Source organism: Microcystis sp. M083S1 (assembly GCF_020246405.1).
Lineage (GTDB): Bacteria > Cyanobacteriota > Cyanobacteriia > Cyanobacteriales > Microcystaceae > Microcystis > Microcystis aeruginosa_C.
In genome coordinates, this window is record NZ_JADBTB010000040.1 from 1 (window position 1) to 18,758 (window position 18,758).

15 protein-coding genes, 1 pseudogene and 1 riboswitch are annotated in these 18,758 nt (G+C 42.9%); of the genes and pseudogenes, 9 read left to right on the forward strand and 7 right to left on the reverse strand.

Annotation, left to right across the window (positions count from 1 at the left end; all coding sequences use genetic code 11):
• Positions 1–115: transposase (locus IM450_RS03725; protein ID WP_271947859.1), on the forward strand; the 115-nt coding region annotated here is incomplete at its 5' end.
• A gap of 237 nt (positions 116–352) precedes the next feature.
• Here IM450_RS03725 and IM450_RS03730 read toward each other — a convergent pair.
• The 3 genes and pseudogenes from IM450_RS03730 to IM450_RS03740 all read right to left on the reverse strand — a co-directional run.
• Positions 353–2,752: pseudogene (locus IM450_RS03730) on the reverse strand (pre-peptidase C-terminal domain-containing protein); the annotation flags it as partial.
• Positions 2,641–5,148 carry a Calx-beta domain-containing protein gene (locus IM450_RS03735; RefSeq protein ID WP_287670043.1) on the reverse strand — a complete coding sequence of 836 codons (2,508 nt, stop codon included), beginning with the start codon at positions 5,146–5,148 and terminating at the stop codon, positions 2,641–2,643. The gene IM450_RS03735 and the pseudogene IM450_RS03730, both read right to left, overlap by 112 nt.
• Before the next feature lie 242 nt (positions 5,149–5,390).
• Positions 5,391–5,729: a hypothetical protein gene (locus tag IM450_RS03740; protein WP_287670045.1), complete on the reverse strand. Its 339-nt coding sequence runs from the start codon at positions 5,727–5,729 to the stop codon at positions 5,391–5,393.
• 341 nt (positions 5,730–6,070) lie between these two features.
• Positions 6,071–6,170, forward strand: a riboswitch (cobalamin riboswitch).
• A 77-nt stretch (positions 6,171–6,247) separates the two neighbouring features.
• Between IM450_RS03740 and cobG the strand changes: the two genes are divergently transcribed.
• The 7 genes from cobG (at position 6,248) to dprA (ending at position 14,461) form a co-directional block, all read left to right on the forward strand.
• Positions 6,248–7,672 carry a precorrin-3B synthase gene (cobG, locus tag IM450_RS03745; protein ID WP_287670047.1) on the forward strand — a complete coding sequence of 475 codons (1,425 nt, stop codon included), beginning with the start codon at positions 6,248–6,250 and terminating at the stop codon, positions 7,670–7,672.
• A gap of 1 nt (position 7,673) precedes the next feature.
• Entirely contained in the window at positions 7,674–8,300 is a 627-nt protein-coding gene (locus tag IM450_RS03750; RefSeq protein ID WP_043997836.1) for a precorrin-8X methylmutase, read from the forward strand.
• Entirely contained in the window at positions 8,297–9,001 is a 705-nt protein-coding gene (cobI, locus tag IM450_RS03755; RefSeq protein ID WP_287670049.1) for a precorrin-2 C(20)-methyltransferase, read from the forward strand. Before IM450_RS03750 ends, cobI begins: the two co-directional genes overlap by 4 nt.
• A 433-nt stretch (positions 9,002–9,434) precedes the next feature.
• The gene (locus tag IM450_RS03760) at positions 9,435–12,035 is read left to right on the forward strand and encodes an SUMF1/EgtB/PvdO family nonheme iron enzyme (RefSeq protein WP_287670051.1); all 2,601 of its coding nucleotides are present in this window, start codon (positions 9,435–9,437) and stop codon (positions 12,033–12,035) included.
• Between the two features lie 320 nt (positions 12,036–12,355).
• Positions 12,356–12,595: a hypothetical protein gene (locus tag IM450_RS03765; RefSeq protein WP_287670053.1), complete on the forward strand. Its 240-nt coding sequence runs from the start codon at positions 12,356–12,358 to the stop codon at positions 12,593–12,595.
• Positions 12,585–12,923 (forward strand): type II toxin-antitoxin system PemK/MazF family toxin, encoded by a 339-nt coding sequence (locus IM450_RS03770; RefSeq protein ID WP_002759771.1) that lies wholly within the window; start codon positions 12,585–12,587, stop codon positions 12,921–12,923. The genes IM450_RS03765 and IM450_RS03770 overlap by 11 nt, the downstream gene beginning before the upstream one ends.
• 389 nt (positions 12,924–13,312) lie before the next feature.
• Complete coding sequence (gene dprA, locus IM450_RS03775; RefSeq protein ID WP_287670055.1) at positions 13,313–14,461, forward strand: DNA-processing protein DprA; 1,149 nt, start codon at positions 13,313–13,315, stop codon at positions 14,459–14,461.
• A gap of 66 nt (positions 14,462–14,527) precedes the next feature.
• Here dprA and trxA read toward each other — a convergent pair whose 3' ends face one another.
• A complete protein-coding gene (gene trxA, locus IM450_RS03785; RefSeq protein WP_287670057.1) occupies positions 14,528–14,884 on the reverse strand; it encodes a thioredoxin in 357 nt (118 codons plus the stop codon).
• Between the two features lie 468 nt (positions 14,885–15,352).
• Between trxA and IM450_RS03790 the strand changes: the two genes are divergently transcribed.
• On the forward strand, positions 15,353–16,558 hold the full coding sequence (locus IM450_RS03790) for an acetate kinase (RefSeq protein WP_287670059.1): 1,206 nt from the start codon (positions 15,353–15,355) through the stop codon (positions 16,556–16,558).
• A gap of 4 nt (positions 16,559–16,562) precedes the next feature.
• On the opposite strand, the gene IM450_RS03795 is transcribed toward IM450_RS03790, so the two are convergent.
• The 3 genes from IM450_RS03795 to IM450_RS03805 form a co-directional block, all read right to left on the reverse strand.
• Positions 16,563–17,114, reverse strand: a complete 552-nt coding sequence (locus tag IM450_RS03795) for an anti-sigma factor family protein (protein WP_002802237.1) — start codon at positions 17,112–17,114, stop codon at positions 16,563–16,565.
• Positions 17,115–17,227: 113 nt separating this feature from the next.
• Complete coding sequence (locus IM450_RS03800; protein ID WP_002802236.1) at positions 17,228–17,884, reverse strand: sigma-70 family RNA polymerase sigma factor; 657 nt, start codon at positions 17,882–17,884, stop codon at positions 17,228–17,230.
• Positions 17,885–18,520: 636 nt separating this feature from the next.
• On the reverse strand, positions 18,521–18,758 hold a 238-nt coding region (locus IM450_RS03805), incomplete at its 5' end, for a hypothetical protein (protein ID WP_287670062.1).

Sequence of the window (18,758 nt, forward strand, 5' to 3'; positions counted from 1 at the left end):
GGTGGTCGAGGGAATCAACAATAAACTTAAACTAATAAAACGGAGAGCCTATGGCTTTAGAAACTTTCGGAATTTTTGGGTTAGAAGTATGTTGTCTTGGCATCTTGTCTGTTGATTTAGCATAAAGGGTAACGAAGAGCCAGAAAATTTGACCTTTTGTGCCATCTGGAATTGTTTCTACCGTTAGGGTTAAACTATCACCATTCCCATCGGTTGGCGTAGAAATATTGAGGGAAGTAGAAGACGCATCTTCTAAAACCGTTAAGGTTTTGTTTCCTTGCACAATCGGAGCGACATTTTGAACATCGATCAAAACAGAAGCTTGATCATCTTCAGTCGGATCATTATTATTGGGAATAGAATCAAGGTCTGCTTCAAAAACTGCCGTAACTTGAGCCGTATTCGTGAGGGATTGACCCCCATTTACTTGTGCAGTAATCGTTAGAGTACGACTAAGATTATCTCGCATATTACCAACATTCCAGATGCCTGTGTTGCTATCATAAGTTCCCTGTTCAGCAAAGACAGAAATAAACGCTAATTCTGAGGGCAAAACATTGGTCACTTGAATATTACTAGCGATACCGGGGCCGATATTGGTAAGGGTTAAGGTTAAAGTAATTTCATCCCCAATCGCAGGATTAGAATTATTAACCGTTTGAGTTCGTTCTAAATCAATCTCCGTAGGAGTCTCCGAACTAACAACTTGTGTACCAGCAATTAGGTTATCAAGAGGATTGGCATCTAACTCATTACTGGTTACGATTGTTGTACTGTTGAGATTACCAGCAGCGATCGAGGAAACTGTTAAATCGACGGTTACACTTGCACCAATGTCAAGATCACCTAAGTTAATACTAATCGGATTAGTAATCGGCTCGGAATCAGTCCGAATTGAACCGAAAGCGACGAAAATTCCCGGATTAGCCGAACTCAGACCGCTATCTACTGCTTGGGGAATTGTATTATTAGGTTCACCCAAAACCACCTGATTGGTAGAACCGCCACTTCCTACTTTAATTTCAAGCGTATAGTTACCTGATGAAGAACTTGAAGCTCCACTGCCATCAATGAAAGGATTGTAGCTAAAGTTGGAGTAGCCACTCACCCCGACGTAATAAGTCCCAGAAACCGAAGCGGTAAAATCGATATAAGAATCCCGACTAAAAGGTTCATTCGGTGCAGGGTTGTCGTCACTAACCCTTAATTGAATACCTGTTGAATCAAACAAGCGCAAGACAGAATCTAAAGATGATCCCAGTGTCCTCGCATCAATATCGAGAGTTACTCGTTCACCTGCATTCAGTGGGAACTTAATCAAATCTACCAGATTGCGCTGTAGTCCAGGAACATTAGCCGTGGCACTAATGACATCAACTGTCGAAGGTAATTGTTCTGTCAGAATAACCCCTGTGGCTGTGGCAGAACCATTGTTAGTGACCGTTAGGCTATAACTGTAGGGAGAGTTAATATTGACCCCACCTGAACTATCAGTACGAGTTACCACTAAGTCTGGGAGTGCGGGTGCAGTGACCTCAGTTGCTAAAAGTGCGACATTATTGGTTAGATTAGGATCATTGGTTTCACTTAAAACACTGGTATTAGAGATGATTGTTCCTGTTAATAGTGTAGGAGCGATCGCCGTGACTTCTATTATTTGACTTTCACCCGATGGCAGCTCCCCAATATCAAAAGTAAAAGCATTGTCGCTCTGTTGAGAGGGGGTAAGACTGGCAGAAGCAAAAGTAACAGGTTCTGCTAAGATTTCCGTGATTGTTATCCCTTGAGCCGTAACTGAGCCATTATTAGTGACTTGAATCGTGTAGGTAAAAGTTTCTCCCAATTCCACAGAGGTAACACTAGGGGTTTTAGTGACCGACAAATCCGCCTCTACCAAAGGTTTTAATAAAACTTGTCCTTTGGCGTAGCTAAAAACAGGAGAATGGGTTTCATCAGAAATTTGAGCATAGATAAAATAATCTTTTAGGGGAATATTTTCGGTATTCCAAACAAAGCTTCCTTGTCCATCGGTTTCCGCTAATCGATCAGCGATCAAGACACCGTCAAATCCTTGATTGTCCGTGTCGTAGAATAGGCTAATGGTTGCTTCTGAGTCAGCATCAAAGGCATTCCATTCAATGGTTACTTTGGTGTCACTGACATTAGTAGATGGGGCGGTAATTTTGATGCTAGGGGTTGTTGAATTGCCAGAAATAAAGATATCCCCTGCACTCAAGTTAGGTGCGCCTGTTAGAATAGCAATCTGTTGTTGAGGTGCAGCACCATTGCCATCAGGATCGAAGAACAGATTTCCAGTAGCTGGATCATAGATAAATCGGTCATCACTATCAACCGCCGTCGTCCCTAAGACAAACTGAGATTCTGCGAGAACCGCATCAGGGATTAATCCTCCGCCAAAACCCGTTGCCGAAATGACAATGCGATCGCCCTCACTACTGTCAAAATCTTCGATGGTATCTATCCCTTCTGTGGGACTCTCAAAGACGAAACTATCGCTACCTGTCCCCCCTGTTAGGCTATCATTACCAGCACTTCCCTTGATAATATCATTCCCTTCTCCTCCATCAAGAACATCATTTCCTGCTAACCCATCGAGAATATCCTTGCCCGCGTTGCCACTTAGATTGTCATTGCCAATTGTCCCGAAAAGGATTTCATCCCCTGTTGTACTATCAAGTTGAGTGGTGGCTTGCCATATCTCATCTGTCCATGCTGTTGTCGCTTGCCACACTTCAGAAGTCCATACTGTTGTCGCTTGCCACACTTCAGGAGTCCATGCTGTTGTCGCTTGCCATGCCGCATCCTCCAGTGAGTGGTTGCTTCCCACGCTTCAGGAGTCCATTGAGCGATCGCTTGCCAAGGATTATTAATGAGAGTCTGTTGAAGATTAATAGAATCACTATTCATCTCATTAAAGGCTGTAACAGACAGAAAATCCGATGAAGATGAGAAAGGCCAAAGATCACTTACCCATTTTGTTGTGGCATTCCAAGCATCACTTGTCCATTTTGTTGTGGTATTCCAGGCATCGCTTGTCCATGTAGTTGTGGCATTCCAAGCATCACTCGTCCATTGTTTGGTAGCATTCCAAGCATCGCTCGTCCATTGTTTGGTAGCATTCCAAGCATCACTCGTCCATTGTTTGGTAGCATTCCAAGCATCGCTCGTCCATTGTTTGGTAGCATTCCAAGCATCGCTCGTCCATTGTTTGGTAGCATTCCAAGCATCACTCGTCCATTGTTTGGTAGCATTCCAAGCATCGCTCGTCCATGTAGTTGTGGCATTCCAAGCATCGCTCGTCCATTGTTTGGTAGCATTCCAAGCATCGCTCGTCCATGTAGTTGTGGCATTCCAAGCTTGACTAACCCATGTGGTTGTGGCATTCCAAGCCGTTACTGTCCAATTACTTACTGCACCCCAAGCATTTTCTCCCCACCCTGTAATGGCATTCCAAGCATCTTGTCCCCATTGTTTGGCAGCATTAACAGCAGCCGTTAGTTTTTCTATGGCAAATTCGATGTTCTCTAAGCCGATACCGTAGAGCAGTTCACCTATAGCTTGACGATTTAATTCAGTAGTGCTACGAAAAGTTAGCTGATTTGCCAAATATGGGCCAATGATTGGTACTGATGCTACTATCAATTGAATCGCAAAATAATCAGGATCGGGTAAATAGGTGAAGAAGGGACTACTTAGCGCATTTGTACCACCAACCGTATCTATCTTTAAATTAGCTGGTTTAGTCAAGCCACTGGACTCTACTTTAGGAATAATTACGGGATGAAGATGGGCATCAACAGGATTGGGAAATGAGGAAGGGACAAGCAATTGATTGGATAAAACATATTGTCCAGAAATATAACGAAATCCTGCCATACTCACTATGTCGATAGAAGTGATATAGTGAGTGACTTTCTCTGCACCCCTGAAACTATTAGCCGCACTCGTTGAAATACCCGGAGCATTAAACGTAACAATATTCCCTAAAGCACCTTGAGAAGAATAATCTGCCGCCACCCATTGGGTTAATGCTCCACCCAAACTATGACCTGTAATGTGGGGTTTTAGCGAGAGATTATCCTCTGGCTGACTTGCTTCTTGAAGCCATTGATTAACAGCCCCCCGATTGGCCGTAAATTGACCATAACCAATGCCATTGGGATTAGCATCATCCCAGACATCTGTTTTTAATTGATCGGGCTGTGTCCCCCGAATCGCCAAGACGGGGGCTTTTCCTTCATCGTAAATCGTCCCAGTCGCATAAGCCCAAGAGGTATCCTGCGCTTCTAGGTCATTGAGAGTTTCTACGACTTTCTGATAAGAGGATGAATTCACAAAATCTGGACCGAGAAATTCTTCTAAATCTGTCAATAAGCGATCTTTTTCTTGGTCACTCTCTTGGCTAATTTCGCTATTGACAGGATTGCTGATTAAAACAAAGAAATTTTCATCCGAAGTTAATCCTGTTGCCTGAAAACCTGTACTGCCATCGTTGAAAAATTGATCAACTCGATAGCCTAAATCTCCATAAGACAAACTACCGTTAAAGTCAATATCGTCTCCTTTATCCCAATTCTGATACGCTGTATCCCTTGCGAAAATCTCAAAATTGGCATTGCCCCCGTAATTAACAGGGGTATCTCCTAATATCCTGATTTCAACTTCTTTACGGGTTTCTCCTGGGGCAAAGGTTAATGTACCTGTAATCGGTTGGTAATCTATTCTGTCGTTCCCCGTTACACCATCTACGGCCGTTCCTACGAGCGTAAAATAATTAACAGTAACTTCTACATCAACTGCTTCTGAGAGAATCACAGGGAATTTGATGGTTGCCGTTTGATTACTTCCTCCTGGGACAGTAACATAGGCATCTTGTATATTTAACCCTGGTGCAATTGTTTCAACCGTATAATTCCATGCTGTTCCTTCATCATTGGTTGCTACAATTATCTCTAACTGATCAGAATCTCCTTCAGGAATTTGAACCGTTCCTGTCTTGCTTCCTCCAACAAATCCCGTTTCTAAGATATTCCTTCCTTCATAACGAATAATGAAATTATCAGGAATGGTATAATGCTCATAGTAAAAACTGGCATATCCTCCACCCGTCGTATCAAGGGTAATCACTTGGTAACTCCCTTCAAAGCCGCCACTATCTGAAACACTTCCCTGTTCAATTAAAATTTCTTGACCATCTATATATATCGTGGCGAAATCATTCTCTTGTTTTAATGCTTGCAGTTCTGATTCAGGTAAAGATAATCCTTGAACCAGCGCAGCAAAAATCTGTCCTTCATCTCCTGAAGAGTCTGAGTCATTAAGTATAACATCAAGAGAGTGTCCAAATTCTTCTAAAATACTACTTGTTATTACTGAAAGGGAATTCTCACTGAGAAATTCTTCAGATAGATAAATCGTCTTTGTCCCACTAGCATATCCGGCATAAGCACCATTAAGGGTCGTAGCAGTAAGAATCTCAAGGGAAGTCCAGTTATACTACCTTTTTGCCAATCTTGTGCCAAGTTAAGGGCAGTAACCGTCACAAAACTGTCTCCAAAGGCAAGCCTCATCTTCTCCATAAATTCTGGACTGGTAGCGAATTCCTGAAGAGAGTAAGATACGCTTTCCAGAGATTGGGAGAGAATTTGGCTAAACCTAAGAGATTGGTTGATTGTCTTGTTCCCAAACAAAAGATTAACTGAGTTCATAGTGTTTAATTCCTTTCCGAAACTCAAAGGACACTGGAGTTTATGAAATGTCAGTGGGTTAAGTCTATAGGCAATGTTAGAAACTATAACAAAAAAGACAGAAATTTTTCACATTCACAGTAGGTAGGGCTTGCTGAAAAAAAGCTGAAATGCTTGTGGTGCTTAAGATAATTGGGTAATTACTACGGCGGATTCAGGCTCAGTCTGGTACATCTTCTAAGGGTCAAGGCTTATCCAATAAGGAGTTGTCTGTGCCAGATGGATAGAGGAACCAGCCTATAGCTGATTTTTATCTAGCAACGCCAAAACTCAAACTGTGGTATGATCCTTAAACTTGTCTTTGGGAAAGTCCAGTGCAATTCTGGTACTGTGCCGCAGCTGTAATCAAGTAAAAAGTAAAAAGAGTACATCTTCCCTTTTTCCTTGCGAGTCAGAATACCAATTACAAGCTTTTGATCGGTAGTATAGACAACTAATTTTCTAACTACTTCTCTGCGTCGCATGGAGAACAAACAACGGTGAATTGGTTAGTTGAAGCAAATGCTTGTCCCGGTTTATTTTATGGAACTGCTGCCCAGGATGGGTTTTTAATTCGTCTCCGCACCCCCGGTGGATGGCTCAATTCTCCACAGGGAAAAGCGATCGCCACTTGGCTCGAACAATGGCAGACGACAATACAAGTTACCAATCGGGCAAATCTGCAAATTCGCGGACTGCAAAAATCCCCCAGTTTAGAAGAATTTCAAACCCTGCAAAAATTAGGGTTAGCTGCCCATAATCCCAGTGTTGATCATTTGCGTAATATCATGTCAAGTCCCACGGCTGGAATTGACTGTCAAGAATCGATCGATACTCGTCCATTAGTCCAAGAATTAGATAATTTTATCCAAAATTATCCATCAATTGCCGAACTAAGTCCTAAATTTAGTATCGGCATCGATGGCGGTGGTGCAGTGGGAATTGGCACCGGTTCAACTATGGCCTGGCAACACCGCTATAATGAGATTCAGCTATCGGCAATTACCGTCAAAAATCCGACAAATTTAACTTCTATTGTTTGCTTTCGATTAGCACTCGGAGGAGATAAACAATTCTATGATACGGACTTATTAATTGAGCCAGAAAACTGTTTAGCTGTGGTCAAAGCTTTAGTAAAGGTTTATATCGATTATGTTCAACAAAACCCCAATATCAAGGGTAAAAAACCGAGGATGAAACACCTGCTCAAAGATTGGGGATTGACAAAATATCTCGAACAAGTTAACTACCAATTACATCGGACTTCTACCGGCATAATACAAGGGCAAGAATACCAGCAGGCTGCCCATTCTACTCAACCCTATTTTCATCTAGGAATTCATCCTCAAAAGCAACCCGGATTGTCTTATATTGGTCTATCATTAAGATTAGGACAATTGACGGCTAATCAACTATGGGGATTAGCGGCACTATCAGAAACTTTTGGCAGTGGTCAGTTACGATTAACCCCTTGGCAGACTGTTATATTACCCGATATTCCCGATGAAAAAGTCTCAGAATTGTTGCCAAAACTGGCATCCTTAGGATTATCCGCTTCTCTTGGATGGGATGCGGGGATAGTTGCCTGTAGCGGTAAACCGGGCTGTGCGGCGGCGGCCACTGCAACTCAAATTCATGCTTCTCTCTTGGCAGATTATTTGAAAGAACGCTTAACCTGCAATTCTCCTGTTAATATTCATTTGACGGGTTGTGCTAAATCCTGCGCTCAACCGGGTGCAGCCGAAATTACCCTTTTAGGAACTACCATCGAGGAAAATGGCCAAATACTAGAAGCTTATCAAGTCTATGTGGGTGATAGTCAAAAGTTCTTAGAAACACCTATATTTGAGGGAGAATTTACCAAGATTCCCCCCCTCATAGCCCAAATTTTAAGCTCCCAAAAATCGAAAAATTTAGATGAATAGAATGGAATACATTAAGAATGGTGAGGAAATTTACCGCAAATCTTTTGCTATTATTCGGGCTGAAACTAACTGGGAAAATCTCCCCGATGATTTAGCTCATGTGGCGGTTCGTCTAATTCATTCCTGCGGGATGACAGACATAACAAAAGATTTAGAAGCATCACCGGACGCGGTTAAAATCGGACGAAATGCCCTCGCTGGGGGTGCAGCAATTCTCTGTGATTCTCAAATGGTCGCTAATGGCATTACCAAAGCGCGTTTACCTAAAAATAATCCGATTATTTGTACCCTCAATCATCCAGAAGTGACCGAGTTGGCACGGCAAATTAATAATACCCGCTCCGCTGCCGCTTTAGAACTTTGGCGACCTCGTTTAGCTGGAGCAGTGGTAGCCATTGGTAATGCACCAACCGCACTTTTTCGCCTACTAGAATTGCTCGATCAAAATGTAGATAAACCGGCTTTGATTTTAGGCTTTCCCGTGGGATTTGTAGGAGCGGCAGAGTCGAAAACAGAATTAGCAACTAATAGTCGTGGCGTGCCATTTATTACCCTGCACGGACGCAGGGGAGGAAGCGCAATCGCAGCAGCAGCAGTCAATGCCCTAGCAAAAGAGAACGAATTATGAATAAATTAGGCAAACTTTATGGATTAGGAATCGGGCCTGGTGATCCCGAATTGTTGACGCTCAAAGCACACCGAATTCTCACAACTGTTCCGGTAATTGCCTATCCTACCTTAGAAAGTGGCAAAGTTTTGGCACGGGCAATTGTGTCGGATTTTATCCGTCCCGAGCAGATAGAAATTCCCATGCCTTTACCTTTTAGTGTCGAGCGCAGTTCTCAACCTCATTATGATATTGCCGCCGAAAATATCGCCGAACAGTTAAACTTAGGTCGAGATGTGGCGGTGCTATGTGTGGGCGATCCGATGTTGTATGGCACGTTTATGTATATCTTTAATCGCTTGTGCGATCGTTTTTCCATTGAAGTCGTGCCGGGTATTTCTTCAGTGATGGCAAGTGCAGCAATGCTGGGTGTACCTATCACTTATCGAAATGACGTATTTAGTATTATGCCCGCTACTTTAGATGCGGAAATATTGCGGGATCGCCTAGCCTTTATTGATGCAGCAGCGATTATTAAATTAGGCAGACATTTCGCTAAAGTTCGCAATATTATCGAGGAATTAGGATTATTAGAACGCGCCCTCTACATCGAACGAGCAACCCTACCCAATCAGCAAATTATTCCGATTACAGAAGTCGATCCAGAGGCTGTCACCTACTGGTCATTAATTCTGATTCCTAGTAAAACTAAACCCCAATAACTCTATAGACACTAAGTTAAATCTTCTATCCCCTACCTGACAGAACCTATAGGGTTTAGATGATATTATGAAAATGTCTTTTCTTTGTTGCTTTTTTGATTGCATAGGGGGTTATATACAGCGTTTCTCGGATTGATAAGTAGGTAGGCGTTAAAAATTATCAGATGCCCCCCTTATCAAGGGGGGATTAAGGGGGGATCGGCACCCCCCTTATCAAGGGGGGCAGGGGGGATCGGCACCCCCCTTATCAAGGGGGGATTAAGGGGGGATCGGCACCCCCCTTATCAAGGGGGGACTAAGGGGGGATCGGCACCCCCCTTATCAAGGGGGGCAGGGGGGATCGAACCTAAAATCTATTTTTAATTTAACTATAACCAGCTACTTAAGGTAATCTATTTTCTTCTCCGTTCTCTGTCACCTAAAAATAACTACCATGTCCGATTTTCCTGAATCTATCCGCAATACTAGCGTCAGCGATCAAGCTACTAATAATGATGCTCTCGGATTTGAGCCTTATGTAATAGCGATCGCTGAATTTTTGTTGCATGAGCAGACACAACCACCCCTAACTTTATCGGTTGAGGGAGAGTGGGGTAGTGGCAAGTCTTCTTTTATGAAAATGTTAGAGGAATATTTACGAAAAAAAGGAGGTCGGACGGTTTGGTTTAATGCTTGGCGACACGATAAAGCGGAGTCGGTATGGGCGGCTTTTGCGCTGTCTTTTATTAAGCAGATTTCTACGCCCAAAAATTGGCGAGATTTGCCTCGAGTTATCCTAGGCCATTTTAAATTACAATTATTGCGTTTTAACTTAGAAAAAGGCTTATTTGAATTAATTAAAGCTTTACCAGTAATAATTTTTGTGATTTGTGCCTCAATTGCCATTCCCTTTATTTTAATCGGTTATGGAGTTGAAGGAATTAACGAATTAATCAGAGCAACAACCTCTCAAGATGTTTTTTGGAGCAAAATTAATTCAGTTTTTAAACTGTTATTTACCGCTGGAGGTTTAACTTTATCAGGAGCAGGAATTTTTGCTGGTATTAAGAGTTTATCGATAAATTTTCAAAGGTTACTCCAAAACCCTAAAAACAACCTAATTAAATACATAGAAGCCCCAGATTATAAAAAACAATCGGCATTTGTAGAAGAATTTCATGAAGATTTTGCTAAAATTGTTGATGCTTATATTGGCAATGATCGAGTATATGTATTTATTGACGATTTAGATCGCTGTGAACATCCAAAATCAGCGGACTTGATGCAAGCGATTAACTTGATGATTGCTGATGATCCTTCAGTGGTCTTTATTTTAGGAATGGACAGAGAAAAAGTAGCCGCTAGTTTAGCGGTAAAATACGAAAACATTCTCAAGTATTTACCGTCGGAAACCACAGAAATTGATCCTGATATTTTAGCGAGACGTAGTTCTAATAAAGGGTTAGCTTATGGTTATACCTTTATTGAAAAGTTTGTCCAGCTTCCCTTTTTAGTTCCCCAACCATCCCGGTCGGATTTTGAGCGTTTTTTGACTCAGCTTGCTACTTCAACTCCTTCCAATTTACCGCCAGATAAATCCTCTTCTAAATTTTTTCAGTCATTCTGGGGTAAGTTTAAGTTAGACTTTACCCCGGAGAAAAATTCGCAAAAGCATCTCATTTCCGCAACAAGTAATCAGACAAGTGATTTAAACAACTCGTCTCTAGATAATCCTTTAATAGAATCCGAACAAACCGAAAAAGAGAAAGCACAAGCAGCTGTAATTAAGCGATTAGAAGTGATTCAAGTCAAAAATTTTGATAAAGATTCCCCAACAGTGCGGAATGTCATTATGATGGTGGCTCCTGCATTGGATTACAATCCGCGACGGATTAAACACTTTATCAATGTCTTTCGTCTCAAGGTTTATATCGCTAATGAGACTGGTTTATTTTTTGAGGAGCGAGACGAGGATAATAATTTGTTATATCCTTCTCTAACTTTTGAACAGTTAGGCAAATTTACTGCGATTAGTTTAAAATGGCCATTGTTATTGTCAGATTTGGAAAATGATAAGCAAATTTTAGCAAAATTAGAAAAAATTGCACGGGGATGGTTGAGTCCAGAAAATGAAGAGGAGTCGATTCGCTATTGGGGTAGTTATAGTAAGCTGAAAGATTTAATGGCTTACGGTCATGAAAAATCGGCAGCTAACTCTAACTCTAAATTTAGCTTTGCGGCGTTAAATGTTGATAAATTATTACAAGTATCACCCAGGGTAATTCGGGCAGCTAATGAGCCTATTCAACAAAAACAAATTTCCCAATATATTCCCTCATTACCTTCAGACTTTAACCTAGAAATGGTGGATATACCCGCCGGTAAATTTAACATGGGTTCTAATGAGAATGAGAATGAAAAACCGATACATGAAGTAATTGTGCCAGCATTTCAGATAGGCAAATATCCTATCACCCAAGCACAGTATCAAGCGGTGATGGGATATAATCCTTCCAGGTTTTCAGGAAATCCCCAGAACCCGGTAGAAACCATTAATTGGTTTGATGCTCAAGAGTTTTGTGAAAAATTGAGCCAGTTAACCGGAAAAAACTACCGTTTGCCTACAGAAGCAGAATGGGAATATGCCTGTCGCGCTGGTACAAAAACCCGATTTAGTTTTGGCGATGATGAAAATCAATTAGGAGATTATGCCTGGTTTGATGGTAATTCAAATAATACAACCCATCCTGTTGGGGAAAAGCAACCTAATCCCTGGGGAATCTATGATATACACGGCAATGTTTGGGAATGGTGTGCGGATCAATATCACGAAAGTTATGCTCGCAAACCAGACAATATTAAAGAAAATGGCAGTATTGCATGGAGAGATAACAATATAACTAATAATTCATCAATAATACGGCGTGGCGGTTCGTGGGGCAGCTATCCTGGAAACTGTCGCTCAGTGTCTTGGGACAGGTACGTTGCCGACGATTACTCCAACGATCTCGGTTTTCGTGTTGTGTGCGATCTCCCCCAATCAGTTAACAGTTAACTTTTATCAGTTGGGGGCCACCATTGGCGCAATAATATTATTGTAGGGGCGAATTGCATTCGCCCTCTTTGAATAACTTCTACTGCTCACCTATAGGTGAGGGAAAGTCACAAATAGGAGATGCAGCCGATAATTTTCTGGAAATATAGTCTTTAAACCCTTGTCTGGCAAAACTACAAGGAATGATAAGCAATGATTATCACACAAAGTCGAGGAGAGCCATAGGGCGAGCCTGAGAATAGCGATCGCTGTAGTTGCCCGTCACCGCTTTTCAAGGTTACTTTAATGTTAGAATCGAATCACTTCTTTTAGGTTTTGCTATGCGTGCGATTGAAACCACTGGTATCCTCAATACCCAAGGACAAATTCAACTTGATCATCCTATTCCCCAAGAAAAAGATCGGTTTGTGCGCATCATTCTTTTGATGTCGGAGGATGAACTGAACGAAAAAAACTGGCTAGATGCCGTTTCCCATAACCCTAGCTTTGCTTTTCTGCAAGATCCCGAAGAAGATATTTATACCCTTAACGATGGACAACCTGTAACTAATGAAGGGTAAAATTGTATTAATTCAATTTCCCTTCGACGATTTATCTTCCAGTAAGGTTCGTCCTGCTTATTGCCTAACCAATCAAATTGGAGGCTATCAACACATTATCTTTGCCCTAATTACCAGTCGTATTCCAGAAAATCCCCTTCATACAGATATTATTCTGAGACCAGAAAATCCAGATTTTATGATCAGTGGTCTTCGCCAATCGTCAGCCATCAGACTTGATCATTTAGTAACACTTCGCTCTTCACTGATTCAGCGTGAACTAGGCTCATTATCATTAAAAACCCAAACCTTAATTGTAGATATTTTGTCCGATATTCTACGTTCTTAAAAAAAATACGATCACTGATTTCTTAGGGGGCATTATTTAACGCAGTTTTTGGCTTTAAATTACGATAAATTTATCTGCTTTATCCGTTACGCTATGCTAACATATTCTACCCTTACTGCTACAATTGGCTCCAAAGACCACTATAACCAACTAAAACCATGACTCAAGCCACTTTTGCAGAAATACTAGAGGCAACCAAACAACTTCCCCCAGAAGATCAAGAACAACTGATTCACATTTTAAAAAAGTGAAAGACATGGACGAGGCTCAACCATACCTCAACAACTAATGGAAAGTATTCCGGCAAGATTAAAATAAATTAAGGTCATCTGGCCGCAGTCAGTTTTAACCGACTGAAAATATTACTTGGTCTGAGGAGCTTTTTCAAATTGACAGACGATCGCGTTTATTGGTTAGCATGGTCAAGTATTGCTGGAGTTGGGTCAATTTCCCTAAAGCGACTCTATCAACATTTTGGCAGTGTCGCTGTGGCCTGGAATGCCTCCGATTCTGCGATCGCAGAAGGGGCGGGATTTGGCAAAAAGTTAATGGTAGCCGTACGGGAAGGGCGATCGCAAATTGACCCAGAAGCTCTTTTCTCCGAACATATCCAGAAAAACCCCCTTTTTTGGACTCCTAGCGACCCAGAATATCCCCGCTTTCTCCGGGAAATTCCCAGTCCTCCCCCCTTACTTTACTATCAAGGAAAGGTCAATTTAGAGGAAAATCAGGGAAATATCCCCACCGTCGCCATTGTGGGTACTCGTAACCCCACGGATCACGGCCGGCGCTGGGCGCGGCGCTTAAGTACCCTTTTGGCCCAACAGGGATTTACTATTGTTTCTGGTATGGCCGAAGGAATTGATGGCGAGGCACACCAAAGCTGTTTAAAAGCAGGGGGAAGGACGATTGCCGTCTTGGGAACGGGGGTCGATGTGGTTTATCCTAGTCGTCATCGGCAGCTACACGCGGACATCCAAAAGCAGGGTTTAGTCATTAGTGAACATCCCGCCGCAACTCAACCGAATAAAGCCCATTTTCCCAGTCGTAATCGCATTATCGCCGGTTTAAGTCGCGCGACTATTGTTATCGAGGCCCCCGAAAGGTCTGGCTCCCTGATTACGGCCAGTTATGCTAACGAATTTGGCGGCGATATCTATGCTTTACCCAATTCTCCCGATATTGCTGCCGCTAGGGGTTGTTTACAACTGATTCATCAGGGAGCGGAAATTATCGTTTCTGAGGAGAAATTATTAGAAATGTTGGGGGCAATTCCCACCACGAACCAATCTGCACCGCTTAATCTCTCCCCTTCACTCCCTCTAGAGACATCCCCGGCCGTTAATCCTGCTCCTCCAGTCAATCTAGAACCTAGACTAGCACAAGTGTATCAGTTATTTGACAGAGATGCCCTGTTGTTTGACATTATTGTTCAAAAAATGCAAATCCCCACCTCAGAAGTGGCGGGGATCTTATTGGAATTAGAATTAATAGGTTTAGTGACTCAGTTACCCGGTATGCGTTACCAGAAAACCTAGTTAACCCCCAAATGCTTATTTAGGGTATTAGCTAAAGTGGTTTTCGGTACAGCCCCGACCACTAGATCAACTTCCTGACCCCTTTTGAGGATCATTCGGTTTCAGGTGTTTATCTATGGTGGTAGCTAAAGTGGTTTTCGGTACAGCCCCGACCACCATATCAACTTTTTGACCTTCTTTGAAGATCATCAGAGTAGGAATACTGCGAATCCCATACTGACTAGCGATATTGGGGTTTTCGTCGGTGTTGAGTTTCACCACCTTGACTTTCCCTATGAACATTTCGGCAATTTCTGCGACAACGGGAGCCACCATTCGACAGGGGCCGCACCAAGGAGCCCAGAAATCCACTAGGACAAGGTTGGCACTATCTAAAACTTCATCTTTAAAGGTGGCATCTGTAACGGCAGTAACCTCTGACATACTTAAGAAATCCTCTAGTAATCACGGTTATCTAGAATACGCAAAAATTCCATTCTAGAGATTCGTGGTGCGATGTTGACATTCCACTGGTGAAAAGGACGAGAACTAGCTCTAAATCCACTATAGAGGCCTTAACTTGCATCAGAGGTAGCTTCTTGGATCAATTTCACAAGGGGCATTCTTGTATTTTATAACCCTAGAGGCTCTATTTTGACTTTTTTTTTGATAAAGTTTTGTAATATTGCCCGAGTCAGTCTCGATGAAAAAATTTTCACCACCAGAGATGAAAGAGGTTTCCTTCCCTACACCCCACACCCCACACCCTACACCCTCTTTCAAGTCAGGGAGGGGTGATGGCAGCCAGATAAAATTTTCTGGAAGAAAAACCCGAAAAGTCAGCGATTTTATCTAGGCTTAACCTGAGTTTGATTATGATCAGCACAAGCCACCTCCTAATTGAGCTTTTTTATGAAAATTCTGGTCTTAAATGCGGGATCGAGCAGTCAAAAAAGTTGTTTATACGATTTAGAGTTTCTTCCCAGCCATCCTCCACAACCAATTTGGCAAGCGGGGATCGATTGGACGGTTAACCCTGATTACGGGGTTTTAACGGTAAAAGCTCAGGGAATTAAACAGGAAATTAATCTTTCTAGTCAGGATCGTCCGGCGGGTATCGCTCGGATGTTAGATACCTTAGTCACTGGCGAAACTAAGGTACTGGCCAATTTCGCCGACATTAGTATAGTCGGTCATCGAGTTGTCCATGGTGGCACGGAATATTCCCAGGCTACCATGATCACTCCCCAAGTCAAAGAAACGATTAAAAAGCTGATTCCCCTTGCTCCTAGCCATAATCCCGCTCATTTAGAAGGAATTGAGGCAATAGAGCAAGTTTTGGGCGATGTTCCTCAAGTAGCAGTGTTTGACACCGCTTTTCATCGTTCTATCCCTCCCGATTCTTCTCTTTATCCCATTCCCTACCAATGGAGTGAACTGGGAATCCGTCGCTATGGTTTCCATGGCACCAGTCATCAGTACTGCTCCCAACGGGCCGCCGAATTGTTGGGAAAACCCCTGGAATCCTTGAAAATGGTGATCTGTCATCTGGGCAATGGTGCTTCCCTATCGGCAGTCAAGGGGGGTAAAAGTATCGATACTACTATGGGATTTACTCCCCTAGAGGGATTGATGATGGGAACCCGCAGCGGTTCGATCGATCCAGGGATTCTGATTTATCTAGAGCGAGAATATCAATATAATCCCGATAGTTTAAATAGTTTACTCAATAAAGAATCCGGTTTAAAGGGAATTTCGGGTATTTCTGGGGATATGCGGGCAATTACCACGGCGATGGCCGAAGGTAACGAGAGGGCAAAATTAGCATTTGAGATGTATATTCATCGTCTGAAAGGTTTAATCGGATCGATGATCGCTTCTCTGGAGGGGTTGGATGTGTTGGTATTTACGGCAGGAATCGGCGAAAATTCAGCTTTAGTACGGGAAAAAGCCAGTCAAGGCTGGTCTTTTTTGGGTTTAGAGTTAGATTTAGCTAAAAATGCCGCTCGTCCCCGGGATGAGGATATCGCCACCGAGACATCTAAAGTGCGAGTGATGGTAATTGCTACGGCGGAAGATTGGGCGATCGCACGAGAATGCTGGCATTTATCCCCATAGATCCTTACCTTTGGCCATTCTCTTTTGGCTTTTCCGCTGCGGGAATCTCCATAATTGGATGGTTGAGAGCAATCATCAAATGGTCTCCCTCTTGGCTAATACTGCCCGGACTGCTCGCCATTTGGGAGAGGGGATCATTGCGTTCGGAGACGAAGTAGGAGCCAATAGCGATCGCCATAGCCGTTAAAATTGCGCCACCATAAACACAATATTGCCGACGACGCTGACCATCGACTTTTCTGAACACCTGTTCTGCCAATCGGTCGCTGGCAATAGTAACCGGTGCGGGAATCTGCCTTAAATTAGTTTGTAATCCCAAGAGCTGCCGATAGAGTTTTTTAGCGGCAGCATCATGGTCTAACCAATGCTGAACTAGCTTCCTTTCCTCTACCGTTACTTCGTTATCAATATAGGCGCTAATTAAATCAAAACGATCAGCTTCTTCGTTATCCTCATCTAAGAACAAAATATCCTCGGTTGCGGAGTTGCAATCGCTGTCATCGTGACGTAACAAAGACTTGATCCATTGAACGTCTTCGGGTTGATAATTATTCATGGTTGACCTCGACCAGAAGCGATCGGTATGCAATCACTTTTCACCAGCACGGAGCTAGTTAAATTTAACGACTCCTCACTTCGGCCGTTAGTGCCGAATCACCACAATATTCTTTAGCCTTCTGTAAAATAGGGCTGTAAAACAGATTGTAATTTAGCGCGAGCGCGAGCAATCCGAGATTTAACAGTTCCTAAAGAAACTCCCGTGATCTCGGCAATTTCTTCGTAGGCCATGCCTTCAATTTCTCGGAGAATAATAGTTGTCCGAAAAGCTTCTGGTAAATCAGCGATCGCCGCCTGTAATTGATCGTAGAATTCGTGGGTGGTGAGATGTTCATCGGGACTGGGGTAATCGGACTCGATATCCCAATCGATTTCGCCATCTTCCACGCGTCGGGGAGCATCGAGGGAAATGGGGTGATTAACCCGCTTGCGTTTCCGCAATTCGTCGTAAAAAAGATTAGTAGCAATGCGACTTAACCAACCGCGGAACTTGAGGGGTTCATGGAGACGGTTAATATTGCGATAGACGCGAATCCAGACCTCTTGAGCCAAATCAGCGCGATCTTGCCAATCGGGAGCCAAATGATAGAGTAATTTATCAATATGAGCTTGATAGCGCCGCAGCAGTTCCGCAAAAGCTGCCCGATCAGGCTGACACCCTTCCTGACAGCGTGCAATCAGATCATAGTTGGAGAGTTTGTCAGGGGACACGGGGTTTTGAGACTTTTTGGCCTCGAGTGACCAAGATGCTGGAATCGATTGACTCATGGGATTTCCTCTAAGGATATAAACTCCTCACTCAGGGCTTGAGGACGGGAGAAGTTAGCAAAGGTTCCCGAAAATAAATAGGTTTGCGGCAAAAAGTTTTTCGTGGGGGCAGGGTGTGGGGTGTGGGGTGTAGGGTTGTACCGATTTTCAGGTGGTCAACTACCTAATTTTCAGGGAAAAAGTACCTGAATTTTTCCCCCGATCACTCCAAGTGCTGGCACTTTTTGAGGGGAAAAAAGTCTAAAAGTCTTACCCAACAAGGTTTTAAGGTTTATTCAGCAAACCCTAAATAATTTTTTTTCCATATCTTGATTCTAACTGATCGAACCGAGTGGATCGGGTTGGTAATTGCTGGACTGCGATTTGAGCGGGGCATTCAATGTTTGACCTTCTCGTTCGGCCACGGGGCTGAAACCCTTACTAAGCAGTTATTTCAGCCACTGCAGCCCTATTTGATGCCTAAACAGTTCCCACTTATGAAAAACGCTGTCACCACCATCAAGAGCTAATTAGAACAAAATTACTAGACAAAAAAGCCCCACCAGAAAAAGGGGGAATAGCTGAAAAGCTTACGTAGCAAGGGATAGAAAAAAGATCAAAAAATTTTGCCAAAAGGGGTTGACAAACTTAGGGAAGTTAGATACATTGGTAAATGCGCGGTTGAAGCAAAGCGAAAGCGAAGCGAAACAAACGACGCTCGAACCTAGACAAAACAATAGTTTGAAAGCCAAGCAAAACAGCCTCGTTTAGAAGCAATTCTATAACAAAAAAGTCAAACCCGCAAGGGGGAGACAAAAAAAAGTCAAAAGAATCAAACGATTCATCATGGAGAGTTTGATCCTGGCTCAGGATGAACGCTGGCGGCGTGCCTAAC

What these genes read in the sequence shown, in the direction of transcription:
- IM450_RS03740 (WP_287670045.1), bottom strand. Translation starts at nt 5,729, where the DNA reads ATGAACTCAGTTAATCTTTTGTTTGGGAACAAGACAATCAACCAATCT.
- IM450_RS03750 (WP_043997836.1), top strand. Translation starts at nt 7,674, where the DNA reads ATGGAATACATTAAGAATGGTGAGGAAATTTACCGCAAATCTTTTGCT.
- cobI (WP_287670049.1), top strand. Translation starts at nt 8,297, where the DNA reads ATGAATAAATTAGGCAAACTTTATGGATTAGGAATCGGGCCTGGTGAT.
- IM450_RS03760 (WP_287670051.1), top strand. Translation starts at nt 9,435, where the DNA reads ATGTCCGATTTTCCTGAATCTATCCGCAATACTAGCGTCAGCGATCAA.
- IM450_RS03765 (WP_287670053.1), top strand. Translation starts at nt 12,356, where the DNA reads ATGCGTGCGATTGAAACCACTGGTATCCTCAATACCCAAGGACAAATT.
- IM450_RS03770 (WP_002759771.1), top strand. Translation starts at nt 12,585, where the DNA reads ATGAAGGGTAAAATTGTATTAATTCAATTTCCCTTCGACGATTTATCT.
- trxA (WP_287670057.1), bottom strand. Translation starts at nt 14,884, where the DNA reads ATGTCAGAGGTTACTGCCGTTACAGATGCCACCTTTAAAGATGAAGTT.
- IM450_RS03790 (WP_287670059.1), top strand. Translation starts at nt 15,353, where the DNA reads ATGAAAATTCTGGTCTTAAATGCGGGATCGAGCAGTCAAAAAAGTTGT.
- IM450_RS03795 (WP_002802237.1), bottom strand. Translation starts at nt 17,114, where the DNA reads ATGAATAATTATCAACCCGAAGACGTTCAATGGATCAAGTCTTTGTTA.
- IM450_RS03800 (WP_002802236.1), bottom strand. Translation starts at nt 17,884, where the DNA reads ATGAGTCAATCGATTCCAGCATCTTGGTCACTCGAGGCCAAAAAGTCT.